Source organism: Castellaniella hirudinis (genome assembly GCF_047468865.1).
Lineage (GTDB): Bacteria > Pseudomonadota > Gammaproteobacteria > Burkholderiales > Burkholderiaceae_B > Castellaniella > Castellaniella hirudinis_A.
On sequence record NZ_JBLGTV010000011.1, the window covers coordinates 39202 to 55732 of the forward strand.

Below are 16531 nucleotides of genomic sequence, written 5' to 3' on the forward strand. Positions count from 1 at the left end.
TCATCGACTCCCGGAGGACTGCAATGGCTCATCCCAATAGTTTCGGCGCGCGCGCCACCCTGGATGTTGAGGGCAAGCCCTACAGCATCTACAAGCTGGGCGCCCTGAAAGACCACGGCCTGGATCCGTCCCGCCTGCCTTACGGGCTGAAGATCCTGCTGGAAAACCTGCTGCGCACCGAAGACGGCGGCGATGTCACCGCCGACGACATCCGCGCCCTGGCGTCCTGGGATCCCGACGCGCAGCCCAACCGCGAAATCTCCTTCACCCCGGCCCGCGTCATCCTGCAGGATTTCACCGGGGTGCCCGCCGTGGTCGATCTGGCCGCCATGCGCGAAGCCATGCAGACGCTGGGCGGCGATCCCGAGCGCATCAACCCCCTCGCGCCGGTCGAACTCGTCATCGACCACTCGGTGATCGTGGATGATTTCGGCCACAACGATTCCTACCGGCGCAACGTCGAAATCGAATACCAGCGCAACGTCGAGCGCTACAAGTTCCTGCGCTGGGGCCAGACCGCCTTCGACGGCTTCCGCGTGGTGCCGCCCAGCACTGGCATCGTCCACCAGGTCAACCTCGAACACCTGGCGCGGGGCGTCTTCACCCGCCAGGTCGATGGCGAAACCGAAGCCTATCCCGACACCTGTGTGGGCACCGACTCGCACACCCCCATGGTCAACGGCCTGGGCGTGGTGGCCTGGGGCGTGGGCGGCATCGAGGCCGAGGCCGCCATGTTGGGCCAGCCGATTTCCATGCTGATCCCGCGTGTGGTGGGCTTCAAGCTGTCCGGCGCCCTGCCCGAGGGCACCACCGCCACCGACCTGGTGCTGACCATCACCGACATGCTGCGCAGGCACGGCGTGGTGGGCAAGTTCGTCGAATTCTACGGCCCCGGCGTGGCTGCCGTGCCCCTGGCCAACCGTGCCACCATCGGCAACATGAGCCCGGAATACGGCTCCACCATCTCCATCTTCCCGATCGACGACGAAACCCTCAACTACCTGCGCTTCACCGGCCGCTCCGACGCGCAGGTCGCCTTGGTCGAAGCCTACGCCAAGGCCCAGGGCCTGTGGCACGACCCCAGCCACGAACCCGTCTATTCCGAACGCCTGGAACTCGACCTGGGCACGGTGGTGCCTTCCATCGCGGGGCCGAAGCGCCCGCAAGACCGCATCCTGTTGTCCGAATCCAAGCCCGCATTCCAGAAATCCCTGGCGGCCCTGCCGGGCGCGCCCGCCAGCAACCCCGCGCCCGTGCACCTGCCGGGCGGGGTGGATTTTGAAATCGACCACGGCGCGGTGGCGATCGCCGCCATCACCTCATGTACCAACACGTCCAACCCCGCCGTCATGGTGGCGGCGGGCCTGCTGGCCAAGAAGGCCGTCGAGCGCGGCCTGCACCGCAAGCCCTGGGTCAAGACCTCCCTGGCCCCCGGCTCCCGCGTGGTCACCGACTACTACGAAAAATCCGGCCTGATGCAATACCTCGAAGCCCTGGGCTTCAACCTGGTGGGCTATGGTTGCACCACCTGCATCGGCAACTCCGGCCCGCTGATTCCCGAAGTCTCCGAAGCCGTGCGCGCCAACGACCTGGCCGTCACGTCGGTGCTGTCGGGCAACCGCAACTTCGAAGGCCGCATCCACTCCGAAGTCAAGATGAACTACCTGATGTCGCCGCCGCTGGTGGTGGCCTATGCGCTGGCCGGATCCATGGACTTCGATCTGTACCAGACCCCGCTGGGCCAGGATCATCAAGGCCAGGACGTCTATCTGCGCGACATCTGGCCCACCAGCCAGGAAATCCAGGACGTCATCCAGTCGTCCATCACGGCGGACATGTACAAAAACGGCTATTCGGATGTCTTCGCCGGCACCGACGCCTGGAAGGATCTGCCCACCCCCGAAGGCAATCTGTACCACTGGGACGATACCTCCACCTACGTGCGCAATCCGCCGTACTTCGTCGGCATGCGCCGCGATCCCGACCCCGTGCACGACATCCGGGGCGCGCGCGTATTGGCCAAACTGGGCGATTCGGTCACCACCGACCACATCAGCCCGGCCGGCTCCATCGCCAAGGATTCCCCGGCGGCGCAGTACCTGCAGTCCCAAGGGGTGCAGCCCAAGGACTTCAACTCCTACGGTTCGCGCCGTGGCAACCACGAAGTCATGATTCGCGGCACCTTCGCCAATGTGCGCCTGCGCAACCAGATCGCCCCCGACACCGAAGGCGGCTGGACGCGCGACTTCACCCAGGCCGACGCCCCCGTGGCCACCATTTTCGACGCCTCGCAAAACTACCAGCAGGCCGGCATCCCGCTGGTCATCCTGGCGGGCAAGGAATACGGCTCGGGCTCGTCGCGTGACTGGGCCGCCAAGGGCACGGTGCTGCTGGGCGTGCGCGCGGTCATCGCCGAATCCTACGAACGCATCCACCGCTCCAACCTGATCGGCATGGGCGTGTTGCCGCTGCAGTTCCCCGACGGCCAAAACGCCGATACCCTGGGCCTGCACGGCAAGGAAACCTTCGAGATCACCGGGATCGAGGCTTTCAACGACGGCCAGACCCCCAAGACCGTGCGCGTCAAGGCGGGCGATGTGGCATTCGACGCCCACGTGCGCATCGACACCCCCAGCGAAGCCGCCTACTACCGCCACGGCGGGATTCTGCAGTACGCCATCCGGCAATTGCTGAACTGATCCCGCCGTTTCGCCCGGGCCATATCGACGCCGATATTGCCCGGGTCGAGGCGGGTCAAGCGGCTTCCCGCGCAGGAGGCCGGCGCGGGTCGTTTGCCGCCGTTGCGGGGCTTTTCGTGGGCCGATCCCTGGGCTTGACGATCAATATGGATTTCCTTACTATTTATTAAAAGTAAGGAGTCTCCATGTCGGAAGCCATTCTCAGCACCAAAGGCCAAGTCACCATCCCGGCCAACATCCGGCGCTTGCTGGGTGTCAGTGCGCAAGATCGCATCACCTTCACCCCCATGCCGGATGGCACGGTGGTGCTGAGGGCAAAGGCTCGATCCCTGAAAGCGCTCCAAGGCATGCTGGTTCCCCAGGATGGCATCAAAGTGTCGATTGGCGACATGAGTCTGGGCGAGTCCTGATGGCCGCCCTGGACACCAATGTGCTGGTGCGCTGGCTGGTCAACGATGACGCGCGACAAAGCGCTGCGGTGCTGGCCTTGCTGGATACCCAGTGTGGCCAAGGCCAACTGCTGTTTGTGCCGATCACTGTGGTGTTGGAAACCGAATGGGTATTGCGTTCGCGTTACGGCTTCGACAGGCTGTCCATTACGGCTGCATTCGATGCTTTGCTCTGCACGGCGGAACTCGAATTCCAGCACGAAGCGGCCCTTGAACAAGCGCTGTGGTTTTTCAGGCGGACAGGTGCGCCAGACTTTGCCGATTGCCTGCATGCCGCTTTGGTGGGGGAGGCTGTGCAAGGGCCGTTGCTGACGTTTGACAAAAAAGCCGCCAAAATAGACGGCGTCAGCCTGCTGGCCTAAAGCAATTTCATGCGTTGGGGCTTTCCCTTGATCAGGATGTTTTTCAAGCGCGGAAAAGCCTGATGGGCGATGCGGCGATCCAGGGCCACATACGACACTTGATCCGTGATGCTGATTTTCCCCACCTGCTCGCGCGTCAGCCCGCCATCGCCGGTCAGCGCGCCCAGCAAATCGCCGGGCCGCAGCTTGGCTTTCTTGCCGCCCAGGATCAGCAGCGTCACCATGGGCGCCTGCTCGGGCGCTTTGCCGGCCCTGGGGGGCGGCAAAGCGACCCAATCCAGGGGTTCCGCCTGGTGTTTTTCAATGCGCGCCGCCACATGCCGTTCGTCCGCATTGCACAGACTCAGCGCCAGGCCGTGCGCTTGCATGCGCCCCGTGCGGCCAATCCGGTGCACGTGCACCGCGGGGTCGCGGGCCAAGTCCACATTCATCACCATCGGCAAGGCCGGGATGTCCAGCCCACGCGCCGCCACATCCGTGGCCACCAGCACCGTGCAACTGTGATTGGCAAATTGCGCCAGCACATCGTCGCGGTCGCGTTGATCCTTGTCGCCATGCAGCGCCAGGGCACTGAAGCCGGCATGTGCCAGCCAAGCCGCCAGATCGGCGCATGCCGCCTTGGTATTGCAAAACAACAGCGCCGAAGCCGGCTGATGCTGCAGCAGCAAGCGGCCAACCGCCTCAAACCGCCGGTCATCCGTCACCTCGTGAAAATGCTGGCGAATCTGGCCCGCAACGTGTGCCGTGTCCACCTGCACCATCGCCGGATCGCGCAACAGCCCGCCGGCATCCTGGCGTATCGTATCCGGGTAAGTGGCCGAAAACAGCATCGTCTGCCGCGACGCCGGACACGTGCTGGCCAAGTCCAGCACTTCCGCGAAAAACCCCATGTCCACCATGCGGTCGGCCTCGTCCAGTACCAGCGTCCGCACCGCCGACAAATCCAGCGTGGCGCGGTCGCGGTGATCCAGCAAGCGCCCCGGCGTGCCAACGATGATGTGCGCGCCATGCGCCAGCGATTCTACCTGGGGCCGGGCGGATGCCCCACCGGTCAGGGTCAGCACCTTGATATTGCCCGCCGCCCGCGCCAGTCGCCGCAGCTCTGCCGCCACCTGCTCGGCCAACTCGCGCGTCGGGCAGATCACCAAGGCCTGCACCGCCCATTGCGCTGGATTCAGGCGATGCAAGATGCCCAGACCGAACGCCGCGGTCTTGCCACTCCCCGTCTTGGCTTGCGCGATGAGGTCGCGGCCCTCCAGAATGAGCGGCAGGCTCTGTGCCTGGATGGGCGTCATGGCCGCGTAGCCCATCTGCGCCAGATTATCCAGCTGGGCGGGACTGAGCGGCAGGGCGGAAAAAGAGGATGAAGTCACAGGGCGGGTGCAAAAGAGTCGAACAGCGCAGTCTAGCGCATATGCGTTGCGCTGCGCTTCGATCGGCCAGCGAACAGTCCGCAGGGACTGTTCGCTGGCCGATCTCATCCCTCCATCAGATGAAAGCGTTCGGGGTCGGGGCCGATGCGGCCATCCGCCTTGTCCAGCCCCGCGATGCGGGCCATGGCGGCATCATCCAAGTGCAGATTCCATAGGTTGAAGTTTTCCTCGATCCGGCCCGCATGCGCGGACTTCGGAATCACCATATGGCCCATCTGGATATGCCAGCGCAGAATCACCTGCGCCGGGCTGGCCTGCAACTGGTGGGCCAGCTCTTGGATGACCGGATCCTGCAGCGCCTGGCCCTGGCCCAACGGGCTCCAGGCCTCCGTTAAAATCTCATGATCCGCATGATACGCACGCAACTCAGCCTGCTGGAAATACGGATGCAGCTCGATCTGATTGACCACCGGCAGCACCCCCGTCTTGTCCAACAGCTTCTGCAGATGGTCGATCTGGAAATTGCACACCCCGATGGACTTTGCCCGGCCATCGTCGCGCATCTGGATCAGGGCCTCCCAGGCCTGCAGATACTGCTTTTCCTTTGGGACGGGCCAGTGGATCAGGTACAGATCCACATAATCCAGCCGCAGCCGATCCAGGCTTTCCTGCAGGGCGGCCTTGGCGCTGTCCAGCCCATGGCGGTTGTTCCACAGCTTGGTGGTGATGAATAGTTCTTCGCGCGGCACCCCGCACTGGGCAATCCCCTGACCGACTTCGGTTTCGTTATAGTAGATGTAGGCCGTGTCGATCGACCGGTAGCCGGCCTGTACCGCGGCCTGCACGGCCGGGGCGGCCTCGTCGCCGGTTACCTTCCAGGTGCCCAGGCCCAGTTGCGGGGCGCGGCGCCCATCGTGAAAGGTCAGATAAGGTTGATTGGATGACATAAAGGTCTCCGATAGTTGGGCGGGCACGCGGCCCGCGGATTGTCGTGCAGCCCGATTGGCCGAGGCCTCACCGTGGTGGAAGCCGTCCGGCGCAGCCGCCGACAATGGTTTTTTTCTGGAGTAGATCAATGAGTGTACATAGACCAGCGCAGCGCGTCACGGTGCCCCAGCTGATGGCTTACAAAGGCACGCGCAAAATTGCGTCGCTGACGGCGTATATCGCCCCCATCGCCCGCTTGCTGGACGAATCCCTGGACATGATTCTGGTGGGGGATTCCACCGCCATGGTGGGCTACGACCTGCCCGATACCCTGTCCATCACGCCCGAGACCATGGCCGCGCACGCCGCCGCCGTGGTGCGCGCCACCCGGCAGGCCTGCATCATCGTGGACATGCCGTTTGGCAGCTACCAGCAGTCGCCCGCCCAGGCCTTTGCCAATGCCGCATCCATGATGGCGGCCAGCGGCGTTTCCGGGGTCAAGCTCGAAGGCGGCCAGGTGCTGGCCGACACCACGCGGTTCCTGGTGGATCGCGGCATCCCGGTGCTGGCCCACGTGGGCCTGATGCCGCAGTATGTCCATACCATGGGCGGCTTCAAGGCCCAGGGCATGACCGACGCCGCCGCCCGGCGCATCCTGGCGGATGCCCATGCCCATGCCCAGGCCGGGGCTTTCGGCGTGGTGCTGGAAGGCATCAGCGAACCCCTGGCCCGGCAGATCACGGCGGAACTCGACATCCCCACGATCGGCATCGGGGCGTCCCCGGCGTGCGACGGCCAGATCCTGGTCACCGAAGACATCCTCGGCCTCAGCGGGGATCGCATCCCGAAGTTCGCCCACCGCTTTGGCGATGCCGCCCAGGTCATCCGCGACGCGGTGGGCGCCTATGCCCAATCCGTGCGGGAAGAATCATTTCCCACGCTAGATCATTGCTTTGGCGTGCGGTCAAAGGCCTAACATATTAGAATTGATGATTTCAATCGGGGTATGCATGAGGTCGGCGATCCGGCGCCCGGCATGCCTCCTGACCGCATTATGGAAATTCGCCAACTCGAAGCGCTCAACGCGGTGGTCACCAGTGGCAGTGTCACGGCGGCGGGCCGCCTGTTGGGGCGCTCTCAGCCCGTCGTCAGCCGCCAGGTCAGCGACCTCGAAGCCGAACTCGGCTTCGTGCTGTTCGAACGCACCCGCCCCACGATCACCCTCACCGAGGCCGGCGTCCAGTTCTACCAGGATGTCCGCAGCATTCTGGCCGATTTGCATCAGCTGCAATCCCATGTCATGGGCATGCGCAGCGGCGAGATCCGGCCTTTGCGCATCCTGGCCACCTCCGATCTGGCCCAGGGCCTGCTGCCCGTGGCCCTGGCCCTGGTCGACCGCTTCAATGCCGTGTTTCCCCAGAAGCTTATTCTCGAAGAATCCGTCTACGAAGTCACCGCCCGCGGCATCCTCGAACGCCGCGCCGATTTCGCCCTTATCAATCTCCCCATCGATATCGAGGGTCTGCAGGTGCACTGGTGCGGGCAGGCGCCGTGCCAGTTGGCCCTGCCGGCCGCCCACCCGCTGGCCGGGCAGCCCATCATCCACCTCGAAGACATCCACAATACGGATGTCATCACATTGCTGGGGCGCTATCGCATGCGCTTTCACCTGATCAACAGTCTGGTGCAGCTGACCTCGCGCGATAAGCGCCGCCACATCGAAGTCTCCAGCCAGCAGACCGCCCTGTCCATGGTGCGGGCGGGCCTTGGGGTCGCCTTGATCGACCCCTTTACGGTGCCGTCTTTCGCCGCCGGCGATATTGTCGTGCGGCCCATCGCCACCGACATCCCCTATCGCATCGGGGTCGTGTCGCCCGTGGGGCACTTGCTGACTGAAGGCGCCAGCCGCCTGATCCGCGGCCTGTATACGCACGTCCGCAGCACGGTGCCGCAGTACCTGGATACCGATGTCAATGGCCTGCAGGCCCAGACCGTCGTGCCCCAGGCCAACTTGAAACACGCCTGACCGGCCCGGTAGCCGTTGCCCGAAATGCCTTTGTGGTTGTCGCCCCAACTTCCCTGGCTGCTGCTGGCCGTCGTGCTGGGCTGCGGCGCGGGGTGGTGGCTGGGCCGCCGGCGGGTGCCGGGCCTGCAGGCCGACCTGCAGGCGCGCGATCTGGCGCTTGCCCGGCTGCGGGCCGAACACCAGGAAAAACTGGCGGCGCTGGCCGAGGCCCGGCAAGCCTTCGAGCAATCCAAAACCGTGATGCAGGCGGAGTTCCGGCAACTGGCCCAGCAGGTGCTGGAGGAAAAAGCCCGGACGTTTTCCGCCAGAAGCCAGGCTTCCCTGGAAGGCCTGCTGCGGCCCTTTCGTGAACAGATCGACCATTTCCAGAAGCGCGTCAACGATGTCCATGACGCGTCGGCGCGGGGCCAGGCCCGGCTGGGTGCGGAAATCCGCCAGGTGCTGGATGTCGGCCTGAAAATGAGCGCCGAGGCCCAGACCCTGGCCACCGCCCTGAAGGGCGACAAGAAAACCACGGGCAACTGGGGGGAAGTCCAGCTGGAACGCAGTCTGCAGCTGGCCGGCCTGATGCCCGGCGACCACTATCAGGCGCAGGCCAGTTTCCGGGATGGCGCGGGCAACCGTCTGCAGCCGGATTTCGTCATCAAGCTGCCCGGCGACAAACACCTGGTCATTGACAGCAAGGTCTCCCTGGTCGACTACGACCGCGCCGTCGCGGCCGAGACCGATGCCGCCCGCGCAGCCGCCCTGGCGGCCCATGTGCAGGCCGTGCGCCACCATATGGACGACCTGGCCCGCAAGGACTACAGCAACCTGATCGGCATCAAGAGCCCCAGTTTCGTGCTGATGTTCATGCCGATCGAGCCCGCCTACATCGAGGCCCTGAGGCAGCAGCGCGATTTGTTCGACCATGGCTACCGCCACGACGTGATCCTGGTGTCGCATACCACGCTGATGCCCATTCTGCGCACCGTGGCCAACCTGTGGGTGATGGCCCGCAGCAATGAACAAAGCCGTGTGCTGTGCGACATGGCGGGCGGCCTGTACAACCAGGTGGCCACCGTGGCCGAACGCCTGCAGAAATTGGGCAACACCCTGAACACCGCCAGCGCGCAATACAACAGCGCGGTGGTGGCGGTGGCGGGCCAGCAGGGGCTGTATGGCAAGGCGGGCCGCTTTGCCGAGTTCTCCACCAAGGCCAGCAAGCCGCTGCCCGCCCTGACGCCGCTGCACGCCGATATCGACGTGCAGCGTTTGCAGATCATCTTGCCCGAACCCGAACCCGAACCCGAACCCATGTCCGAAGCCGGGCACAAGGCCGCGCCCGAACCGGCCTTGCGCCCGGACGCCTTCGGCCCCCACGCGCCATGACCGATGCCGATACCTATACCGAACTGATCCATCTTTTGAACCGGCAGGGTTGGGCGGTCATCGACACGGTGGTGCCGGCGCCGTGGCAGGCCGGCTTGCTGGCGCAGGCCCGACAGTGGTGGGCGGCGGGGCAATTTACCGTGGGTGAAATCGGCCGCAGCGACACCGGCGCGCACCAGCCGACGATACGCGGCGATTCGATTTGTTGGGTACGGCCCGATGCCGATATCGCCGCGCATCCCTTTTTCGCCTGGATGCGGCAGTTTCGCCGGGTGCTGAATGAGGATTACGGCATGGGTTTGCGCAGCCAGGAATTCCACTTTGCGCGCTACGACGCCGGCGCCGGATACAAAAAGCACATCGACCAGCATCGGGGCACCGATCACCGCAAGGTATCCATCGTGCTGTATCTGAACCCGGATTGGGATGCGCGTGACGGGGGAGAACTCTGCCTCTATGACCCGTATCGCCCGGAAGTCGAGATCCAGCGTTTCGCGCCCGTGGGCGGGCGGCTGGCGGTTTTCGTCAGCGGCGTGATGCCGCATCAGGTGATGCCCGCTCAGGCCACCCGCTGGAGCCTGACCGGCTGGCTGCGCACCGATCCCATTCCCGGGGTGCCCGAATAGGCCGCGGGCCACATCGCCGCGCATTGCCCTGGATGCGGTGGATACCGGGCGATGCGGCAAGTGCCGCGCCCGTCGCCGGGGTGTTCGGCGCGGCTGTGAGCCGGGCGGGGTGCGGACAGGCAGGCCTGCTGGTTCAGAATCAAAAGGGGGGATCGTCGTCCAAGGCGTCGCTGTCCAAGGCATCGCCGTCCTGGCGGGGGACGTCCCGGGCGGCGGCGTCCTGGCGCGCCGGATCCGGGATGTCGGCGGTGTCCAGGGCTTCGGCCAGGGCTTTTTCCACCGCGTCGATCCGCTGCTTGCAGACCTTGTAGGCCGCCACCGATTCGTTCACGATATCCAGCAGGTCGTCGATGTTGGGTTCGGTCTGGTCGCGCAGCGTGCTGGCGTGGCGTTGCAGCACATCGTAGGCTTGGCGGAAATTCTTGGGCTGGGCAGTCGCTTTGCTGGTCATGATGGGGTCACGGGCAAGCGCCCGTCCTTGAATTCGAGGGTGAGTCGGGGTTGGGCCTGGGCTTGGGCCAGGCTGGTCAGCGGTTGCTGGTCGGGGGCGCGCACAATGACGAAGCCGCGCGCCAGGGTTTTTTCCGGCCCCTGGCCCATGATTTCGCGCAGTAGGCCTTCGGTGCCGGATCGCGCCTCGCGCAGGGTCGTCCGGGCACGCTCAAAGACCCATTGCAATTGGGTGCCGGCCCGCTGGGCCGCCAGGTGATGCTGCGCGGCGGATTGCGCCAGCACCGCCTGGAAGGCGCGTTCGGATTGGGCCTGGGCGCGCTGGATATGCTGCTGGGCTTGGCGCTGCACGGCATGCGCCAACTGCGGCGCCTGGCGGGCGGCCGCCGTCACGTGCTGGCGGGCGGCCTCGCGGATGCGGCTGTGCAGCAGGCCGGTGGCCGCGTCGGCCTGGTGGATCGCGGCCTGCGCCTGCCCGAATATCCCCTGCGCCAGCGCCACCGTTTCGCGCACGCGCTGTACGATGCGCTGCTCGATCCCGGCGATGACTTTGCTGGGCGTGTCAAAGCGCGCATGAGCGACCTCGTCCGCCAGGGTATTGTCGCGTTCATGGCCGATCCCGGTCAGCACGGGGATGTCCAGATCGCAGATGACGCGTGCCAGGTCGTAGTCGTCCAGCCAGGCCAGGTCGCTGACGGCCCCGCCGCCCCGGATCAGCGCCACGGCGTCCGGCGTCTGTCCGCCGGGAAACTGCGCCAGGGCGGCCTGCAGCGCCGCCACGATTTCCCGCGCCGCCCCTTCGCCCTGGAACCGGCTGTGGGCGTAGACGAAACGGCACACGCCGCAGCGCTGCAGGCGCTCGGCTTCGCGGTGGAAATCCCCCAGACCGGCCGCCTGGGCCGGGGCGATCACCAGCACGCAGCGGTAGTCCCAGGGCGCGGGCCGCTGGCGGTTCTGGTCGAATACCCCTTCGCGCTGCAGGCGTGCGCGGATTTCCCGACGGCGGGCTTCCATCTGGCCCAGCGTGTATTCGGCGTCGATGGCGTCGATCCGCAGGCTGAAGCCGTACTGCGCATGAAATACCGGCTGGGCGCGCACCAACAGCTTCATGCCGGCCCCCAGCACGGCCCCGGTGGCGTGTTCGAAGGCCGGCAGAATGCGGCTGGCCACGGATTCCCAGATCATGGCGCGGGCCTTGGCCAGGGGGCGGCCGTCGGCATCGCGCTCGGTTACTTCCAGGTACACGTGGCCGCGCGCCCGGGCCTCGGAGATTTCGACGATCGTCCACACGCCCTGGGCGTAGGCCTGGCTGATCAGGGCGTCCACGCCCTGCAGCAGCCGGGACAGGGAGATGCCGCGCACGGCGGCCACCGCCGTGCCGGTTGCGGGACTGTCCGGCACGGCGGGGGCGGTCTCCGGGGCCAATGCAATGGGCAGCGCCCCCTGAAGCGCGTCGGCGGACAGCCAGCGGGCGAACGGAGCCGGATCCATGCCGTCCTGGATGTACCAGCGTTTACTGTCCCAGTCGAAGCGCGCGCCCAGGGACTTGGCCTGGTCTTTTTCGCGGTAGGGGACGTCGAGAAACCGTCGGTTCATGGCTGTGCGCGGGATACTGCCCGGCGGGACGGGCGTCCGGGCCGCGTGTCATTGGAAAAAACGGGATTCATTTTTTTGCAGGATGATCCGCAAGCGGGCCATCACGTCGATATTGTTGCGTTCCATCTCGGCCAGGGCGGTCAGGGCTTCTTGGTGCCGGCCCGCATGAAAAGAGGCGACGGCGGCGCGGGCCTGGATGTGCACTGCGCGGTGCGGGGCCTCCAGCGCCCGGAAGCCTTCATCCTGGGCGAACAACGACCCCCCGTCCCCCTGGTAATACCATTGGCCCAGGCGGCATTGGGTCTCGTCGGGGATGTCTTCGGCCGTAGCCTGGGACAGGCCCAGAAAAATCCGATAGACGTTCAGCTTGATTTCCAGTTCTTCCAGATTGGCCAGTTCGACTTCGGACAGAATGGCGGCAAATGCCAGGGCGGCATTGCTGCCGTGGGACAGTTCCAGCATTTTGGAGGTGCGCGCCAGCACGGTATGGGCATCGGTGCTCAGAGTATCGGCATGGCTGGCATTGCGTTGGTTCAGACCGTCGATTTCCCCGGTTTGGGTCTGGATATCGGAGATCAGGTGGTTGATTTCGCGTGTCGCGTCCCCCGTGCGGCCGGCCAGGCTGCGGACTTCCTGGGCGATGACGGCAAAGCCGCGCCCCGCGTCGCCCGCCCGGGTGGCTTCGATCCCCGCATTGAAGGAAATCAGGTTGGTGCGCTTGGCCACGTCGCCGATCAGGCCCACGAAATTGTCGATGCGTTTGGTTTCCGCGCGCAGGGAGGCGACCCGCGTGGCCGAATCCCTGACCCCGGTGTTCATGTCGCTCAGGCCCTGGACGATGGTTTGCAAGGCATCGCGGCTGGCTTCGGATTCCTGGGCGGCGTGCTCGGCGGCGGTGCGGTTTTTTCCCAGCAGGGAGGACAGGTCGCTGAAGGATTCTTTCAGGGTAATGACGGAATCGCCAAAGCGCGAGAGATTTTCCAGCAGCAGGCGATTCAGGGCTTGTTCTTGTCGCAGCGCCTGGTTGTGCTGCTTCAGGGTGTCGCATTCCTGGGCAAGTGCCTCGATGCGTTGGCGCGCCTGAACCGACCCCAGCAGCTGTTCTTCGACGGTCTTGCGCTTGCGTAGCGTAAACAAGGGGTTCTCCGTGGTGTAGGTGTTAACCCCCTGATTCTAGCGGTTTGCTTTCGCGGCATGTCGTTTGCATGTGGCCGCGACAGGGTCTTGTCCGGGTTTTAGCTGTTTGCCTGGCAGGCCAGCAGGTCGGCGTCGCGGATGGTCCAGCTGTCCGAGCCGTCGATGGAGACATCTTCGATGATGCATTCGTCGCCGTCTTCATCCACCACGCGCACGTCCCAGACCCCGTTGTCGACGCCCGACAGCGTCAGCGAGTCGCCTTTTTCCAAGATGTCCTCGCCCAGGTGATCCTCGCCCCAGCTTTTCTGGCTGGCCGGAGAAAAATAAATCTCGTGGATTTCCCAGGACGATTGGTTGATGAATTTGACTTGGGCGGCCTGGGCAATCCAGGGCGCGCACAGCATAACGGCCGCCAGGGCCAGGGAATGACGCAGTTTCATGCGGGTCTCCTTCAGAGAAAACGTCCCGGCGCGGGACGGGATGGGGGACATCGGATTCTACGCTGGCGCGGCAGGAATAAGCGGGTTTATGGGGGGGTTGATGCTTGAATGCGACAGCGGGGGTTCCCGGGCCGCGCACTGCGCGGGAAAAAAAGGCCGATTGCGGGCGCGATGACCCGTGCTATTGCCAATATTTCCCGCTTGCTTTTATGATGATCTAAATTTTTTAACAATCAATAATAAAGAGACACGTCATGGCAATCCTCCAGATGAGTGCGGGTGCGCAGCGGTCTGTGGCGCTGGCGTCCGATGGCCTGGCATGGGGTTGGGGGGCTTTCAAGACCGCCTATCCGCCCTTGCCGGATGACCTGCCCGCCGCGTTATGCGCCCCCGACAAGGCCGAGATCGGCCATCGCCGCTATGCGCAGCCCTACCCCCAGTCGCTCAATCCGGGCACGCCTTTCCAATCGGTGGCCGACGGGGCGGTGCATGTGCTCGGGGCCTGCGCCTCGGGGGGCCTGCTGGCGTGCCGGCCGGTCATCGCGCCTGATCGCGGCGCGGCCCATCAGGCGGTGCCCGCCGTGCCGGCCGGGGTGCGGCAGTTGGCCGGCATGCAAACCGTCAGCCTGGCGCTGCTGGCCGATGGCCGGGTCTGGTCCTGGGGGTTCCAGCACCAGGGGCAGCTGGGGCGTCCGGCCGCCGTGGGCCACGCCGCGCCGGCGGCCGTGCCCGGCCTGCCGCCCATCCAGCAACTGGCCTGCGGCACGACCCATGCCCTGGCGCTGGATCGCGCCGGAGCGGTCTGGTCCTGGGGGGGCAATCAGGCCGGGCAATTGGGGCAGGGCGGCCTGCGCACAGCCACATCGCCCGGCCGGGTCGACCTGCCCGTGGCCATTCGCCAGGTGGCGGCGGGGGATACCCACAGCCTGGCCCTGGACGAATCGGGCCGGCTATGGGCCTGGGGGGCCAACAACCATGGCCAACTGGGGCATGCCGATGCCGCGTATGCCACCCGGCCCGTCCCGGTGGACACTGCCTTCGGTCTGGCGCAGTTGGCGGCGGGGATGTTCTACACCGTGGCCTTGTCCGATCAGGGTGAGGTCTTCGCCTGGGGCTGGAACGGGTTGGGGCAGATGGGCCTGCCCCAGCCGCATTCGTCGCCGCAAGCGGTGCGGCTGCCGGGGCTGGCGCATATCACGCAGCTGGCCGCCGGCGCGGGCCATGTGCTGGCCACGGACAACCAGACCATCTACGCCTGGGGCGACAATCGCAGCGCGGCCTGCGGGCTGGCCGCCGAGCAGGCCGTCGTGCTGAAACCCAATCCCATTCATCTGGCCTAGGACGCACAATCATGGACGATACACGCGATGCCGCCGACCCCAAGCGCCGCGAGATTCTGCGGTGGTCGATGGGCCTGTCCGCGGGCTTGCTGCTGGCCCCGTTGGCGGGCTGCGACAGCGGCGGGGGCGATGACCCCCTCGACGCAACCGCGGACACCTTGCCGGAGGCCCCGCGCATCGTGGCCCGGAACGGCCTGATCGACCTCACCCTGGAGGCCGCCTATGCCAGCAATCCCATGCAGTTCGCCGCGGTGGGCCAGGCTGTCTACCCCGGGGTTGCGCAGGCCAGGGACACCGCTCTGCGCAATTACAATGGCGCCCTGCTGGCGCCCACCTTGCAGCTCAACGCGGGGGATACGCTGCGCGTCCTGCTGCTCAACCACCTGCCGGCCAACGACGGCCAGGCGTCGTCCCTGAGCTACCTGAACTACCAGAACAGCACGAACCTGCATTTTCACGGCCTGCACGTCGATCCGGGCATCATTCGCCCCGGGGTGTATGGGGACTATGTGGTCGACACCCCCGATGCGGGGGTGGCGCCCGGCGGCAGCCGGCTGCACGAAATCCGCCTGCCGGAGAACCACAGCAACGGCATCTACTGGTATCACCCGCACTTGCACGGGTCGACCACCACGCAGGTGGTCAATGGCATGTTTGGCGCCATTCAGGTGCATACTCCGCGCAACGACTTCGATCTGCCGGACGGCGTGCGCGACAGAATCATGTTCGTGCATCGCCTGAACCTGTCGGCCGGCGGCCGCAGCGACACCCTGTACGACTACATCGGCAATGCCAACAGCGCCTTCATGCTGAATGGGGTGTATCAGCCCACCCTGGTCATGCGGCCCGGCGAAATCCAGAACTGGCATTTCGTCAATTCCGATGTGTTCTACCCCTTCAATCCCGTGCTGGACGACCACACCCTGTGGCAGTACGCCCGCGACGGCAATGTGCTGGCGCGCACCTTCCGGCCTGTCAATGCCGACACCGCGTCGCAGTTGGACAACCGGCACTGGCCGGGCAACGTCATCTATCCCGGCAATCGCAGCTCGGTGCTGGTGCAGGCCAGCCAGACCCCGGGCACCTATTATTTGCGCGCCGCCAAAGCGCCCTCCAGCACCGACCCGGAAATCGTCGCCCGCATCGTGGTCGAGGGCGCGCCGGTGAGCGCCGCGCTGCCCAGCCCGAACCGCCTGCCGATCTATGACGGCCACCTTCCCATCACGGATGCCGAACTCGCCCAGCACGGCGGCAAGACCCGCGCCCTGATCCTGGCGGTTTTGAGCAAAGACAGCCCGTTGCTGCCCCAGCCGATTCCGGCGGATGAAGAATGGTTCATCCCCGATGCGGACGGCGTGTCTTTGGCCAATACTGTGTTTTCCACCGGGAACGTCGGCGTCCGGCTGGCCCCATTCCAGTCGGCGTTGGCGGCCACGCAGACCATCGCCCTGAATGCCGTGGAAGAATGGACCCTCTATAATCTGAACGGCTACCCCCATCCTTTTCATATTCACGTCAATGACTGCTACGTCGTGAAGGTCAATGGAGAAGACATCGAGCCCTATTGGGCCGATACCATTCCCCTGGCCCCCAACGGCACCCCGGATCAACCCACCTCCATTACCTTTCGCAGCCGCTTCACGGATTTCACCGGAAAATTTGTCTGGCATTGTCATGCCCTGGATCATGAGGACATGGGCATGATGGAATTGGTCGAGGTGCGCGCCTGAAACTC

15 protein-coding genes are annotated in these 16531 nt (G+C 65.3%); 9 read left to right on the forward strand and 6 right to left on the reverse strand.

The genetic code is table 11. The annotated features are described in order from the left end of the window. Positions 1-23 precede the first annotated feature (23 nt). The 3 genes from acnA (at position 24) to ACMHYJ_RS12825 (ending at position 3510) form a co-directional block, all read left to right on the forward strand. On the forward strand, positions 24-2699 hold the full coding sequence (acnA, locus tag ACMHYJ_RS12815; RefSeq protein ID WP_414246564.1) for an aconitate hydratase AcnA: 2676 nt from the start codon (positions 24-26) through the stop codon (positions 2697-2699). A gap of 185 nt (positions 2700-2884) precedes the next feature. Continuing rightward, positions 2885-3109, forward strand: a complete 225-nt coding sequence (locus ACMHYJ_RS12820) for an AbrB/MazE/SpoVT family DNA-binding domain-containing protein (RefSeq protein WP_414246565.1) — start codon at positions 2885-2887, stop codon at positions 3107-3109. Continuing rightward, positions 3109-3510 carry a PIN domain-containing protein gene (locus ACMHYJ_RS12825; RefSeq protein ID WP_414246566.1) on the forward strand — a complete coding sequence of 134 codons (402 nt, stop codon included), beginning with the start codon at positions 3109-3111 and terminating at the stop codon, positions 3508-3510. Before ACMHYJ_RS12820 ends, ACMHYJ_RS12825 begins: the two co-directional genes overlap by 1 nt. Here the strand turns inward: ACMHYJ_RS12825 and dbpA are convergent. Together dbpA and ACMHYJ_RS12835 are read right to left on the reverse strand one after the other, a co-directional pair. After that, positions 3507-4883: an ATP-dependent RNA helicase DbpA gene (gene dbpA, locus ACMHYJ_RS12830; RefSeq protein WP_414246567.1), complete on the reverse strand. Its 1377-nt coding sequence runs from the start codon at positions 4881-4883 to the stop codon at positions 3507-3509. The two genes, ACMHYJ_RS12825 and dbpA, sit on opposite strands and share 4 nt — an antisense overlap. Before the next feature lie 104 nt (positions 4884-4987). Continuing rightward, positions 4988-5830, reverse strand: coding sequence for an aldo/keto reductase (locus ACMHYJ_RS12835; protein ID WP_414246568.1), 843 nt, complete (start codon positions 5828-5830; stop codon positions 4988-4990). Positions 5831-5958: 128 nt separating this feature from the next. Here ACMHYJ_RS12835 and panB point away from each other — a divergent pair, with 128 nt between their 5' ends. The 4 genes from panB (at position 5959) to ACMHYJ_RS12855 (ending at position 9833) form a co-directional block, all read left to right on the forward strand. Further along, positions 5959-6786 (forward strand): 3-methyl-2-oxobutanoate hydroxymethyltransferase, encoded by an 828-nt coding sequence (panB, locus tag ACMHYJ_RS12840; protein ID WP_414246569.1) that lies wholly within the window; start codon positions 5959-5961, stop codon positions 6784-6786. Between the two features lie 78 nt (positions 6787-6864). Beyond that, positions 6865-7836, forward strand: coding sequence for a LysR family transcriptional regulator (locus ACMHYJ_RS12845; protein ID WP_414246570.1), 972 nt, complete (start codon positions 6865-6867; stop codon positions 7834-7836). Between the two features lie 36 nt (positions 7837-7872). Further along, the gene (locus ACMHYJ_RS12850; protein ID WP_414246571.1) at positions 7873-9207 is read left to right on the forward strand and encodes a DNA recombination protein RmuC; all 1335 of its coding nucleotides are present in this window, start codon (positions 7873-7875) and stop codon (positions 9205-9207) included. Next, the gene (locus tag ACMHYJ_RS12855) at positions 9204-9833 is read left to right on the forward strand and encodes a 2OG-Fe(II) oxygenase (protein ID WP_414246572.1); all 630 of its coding nucleotides are present in this window, start codon (positions 9204-9206) and stop codon (positions 9831-9833) included. The genes ACMHYJ_RS12850 and ACMHYJ_RS12855 overlap by 4 nt, the downstream gene beginning before the upstream one ends. Before the next feature lie 139 nt (positions 9834-9972). Here the strand turns inward: ACMHYJ_RS12855 and xseB are convergent, their stop codons facing one another. From xseB to ACMHYJ_RS12875, 4 genes are all read right to left on the reverse strand, one after another. After that, a complete protein-coding gene (gene xseB, locus ACMHYJ_RS12860) occupies positions 9973-10284 on the reverse strand; it encodes an exodeoxyribonuclease VII small subunit (RefSeq protein ID WP_414246573.1) in 312 nt (103 codons plus the stop codon). Continuing rightward, positions 10281-11879, reverse strand: coding sequence for an exodeoxyribonuclease VII large subunit (xseA, locus tag ACMHYJ_RS12865; protein ID WP_414246574.1), 1599 nt, complete (start codon positions 11877-11879; stop codon positions 10281-10283). The genes xseB and xseA overlap by 4 nt, the downstream gene beginning before the upstream one ends. Positions 11880-11927: 48 nt before the next feature. Continuing rightward, positions 11928-13016, reverse strand: coding sequence for a methyl-accepting chemotaxis protein (locus ACMHYJ_RS12870; protein WP_414246575.1), 1089 nt, complete (start codon positions 13014-13016; stop codon positions 11928-11930). A 98-nt stretch (positions 13017-13114) separates the two neighbouring features. Continuing rightward, on the reverse strand, positions 13115-13456 hold the full coding sequence (locus ACMHYJ_RS12875; RefSeq protein WP_414246576.1) for a hypothetical protein: 342 nt from the start codon (positions 13454-13456) through the stop codon (positions 13115-13117). Between the two features lie 254 nt (positions 13457-13710). Between ACMHYJ_RS12875 and ACMHYJ_RS12880 the strand changes: the two genes are divergently transcribed. Both ACMHYJ_RS12880 and ACMHYJ_RS12885 read left to right on the forward strand, forming a co-directional pair. Next, positions 13711-14796 (forward strand): RCC1 domain-containing protein, encoded by a 1086-nt coding sequence (locus ACMHYJ_RS12880; RefSeq protein ID WP_414246577.1) that lies wholly within the window; start codon positions 13711-13713, stop codon positions 14794-14796. An 11-nt stretch (positions 14797-14807) separates the two neighbouring features. Continuing rightward, positions 14808-16526, forward strand: coding sequence for a multicopper oxidase family protein (locus ACMHYJ_RS12885; protein WP_414246578.1), 1719 nt, complete (start codon positions 14808-14810; stop codon positions 16524-16526). The last annotated feature ends 5 nt before the right edge of the window (positions 16527-16531 follow it).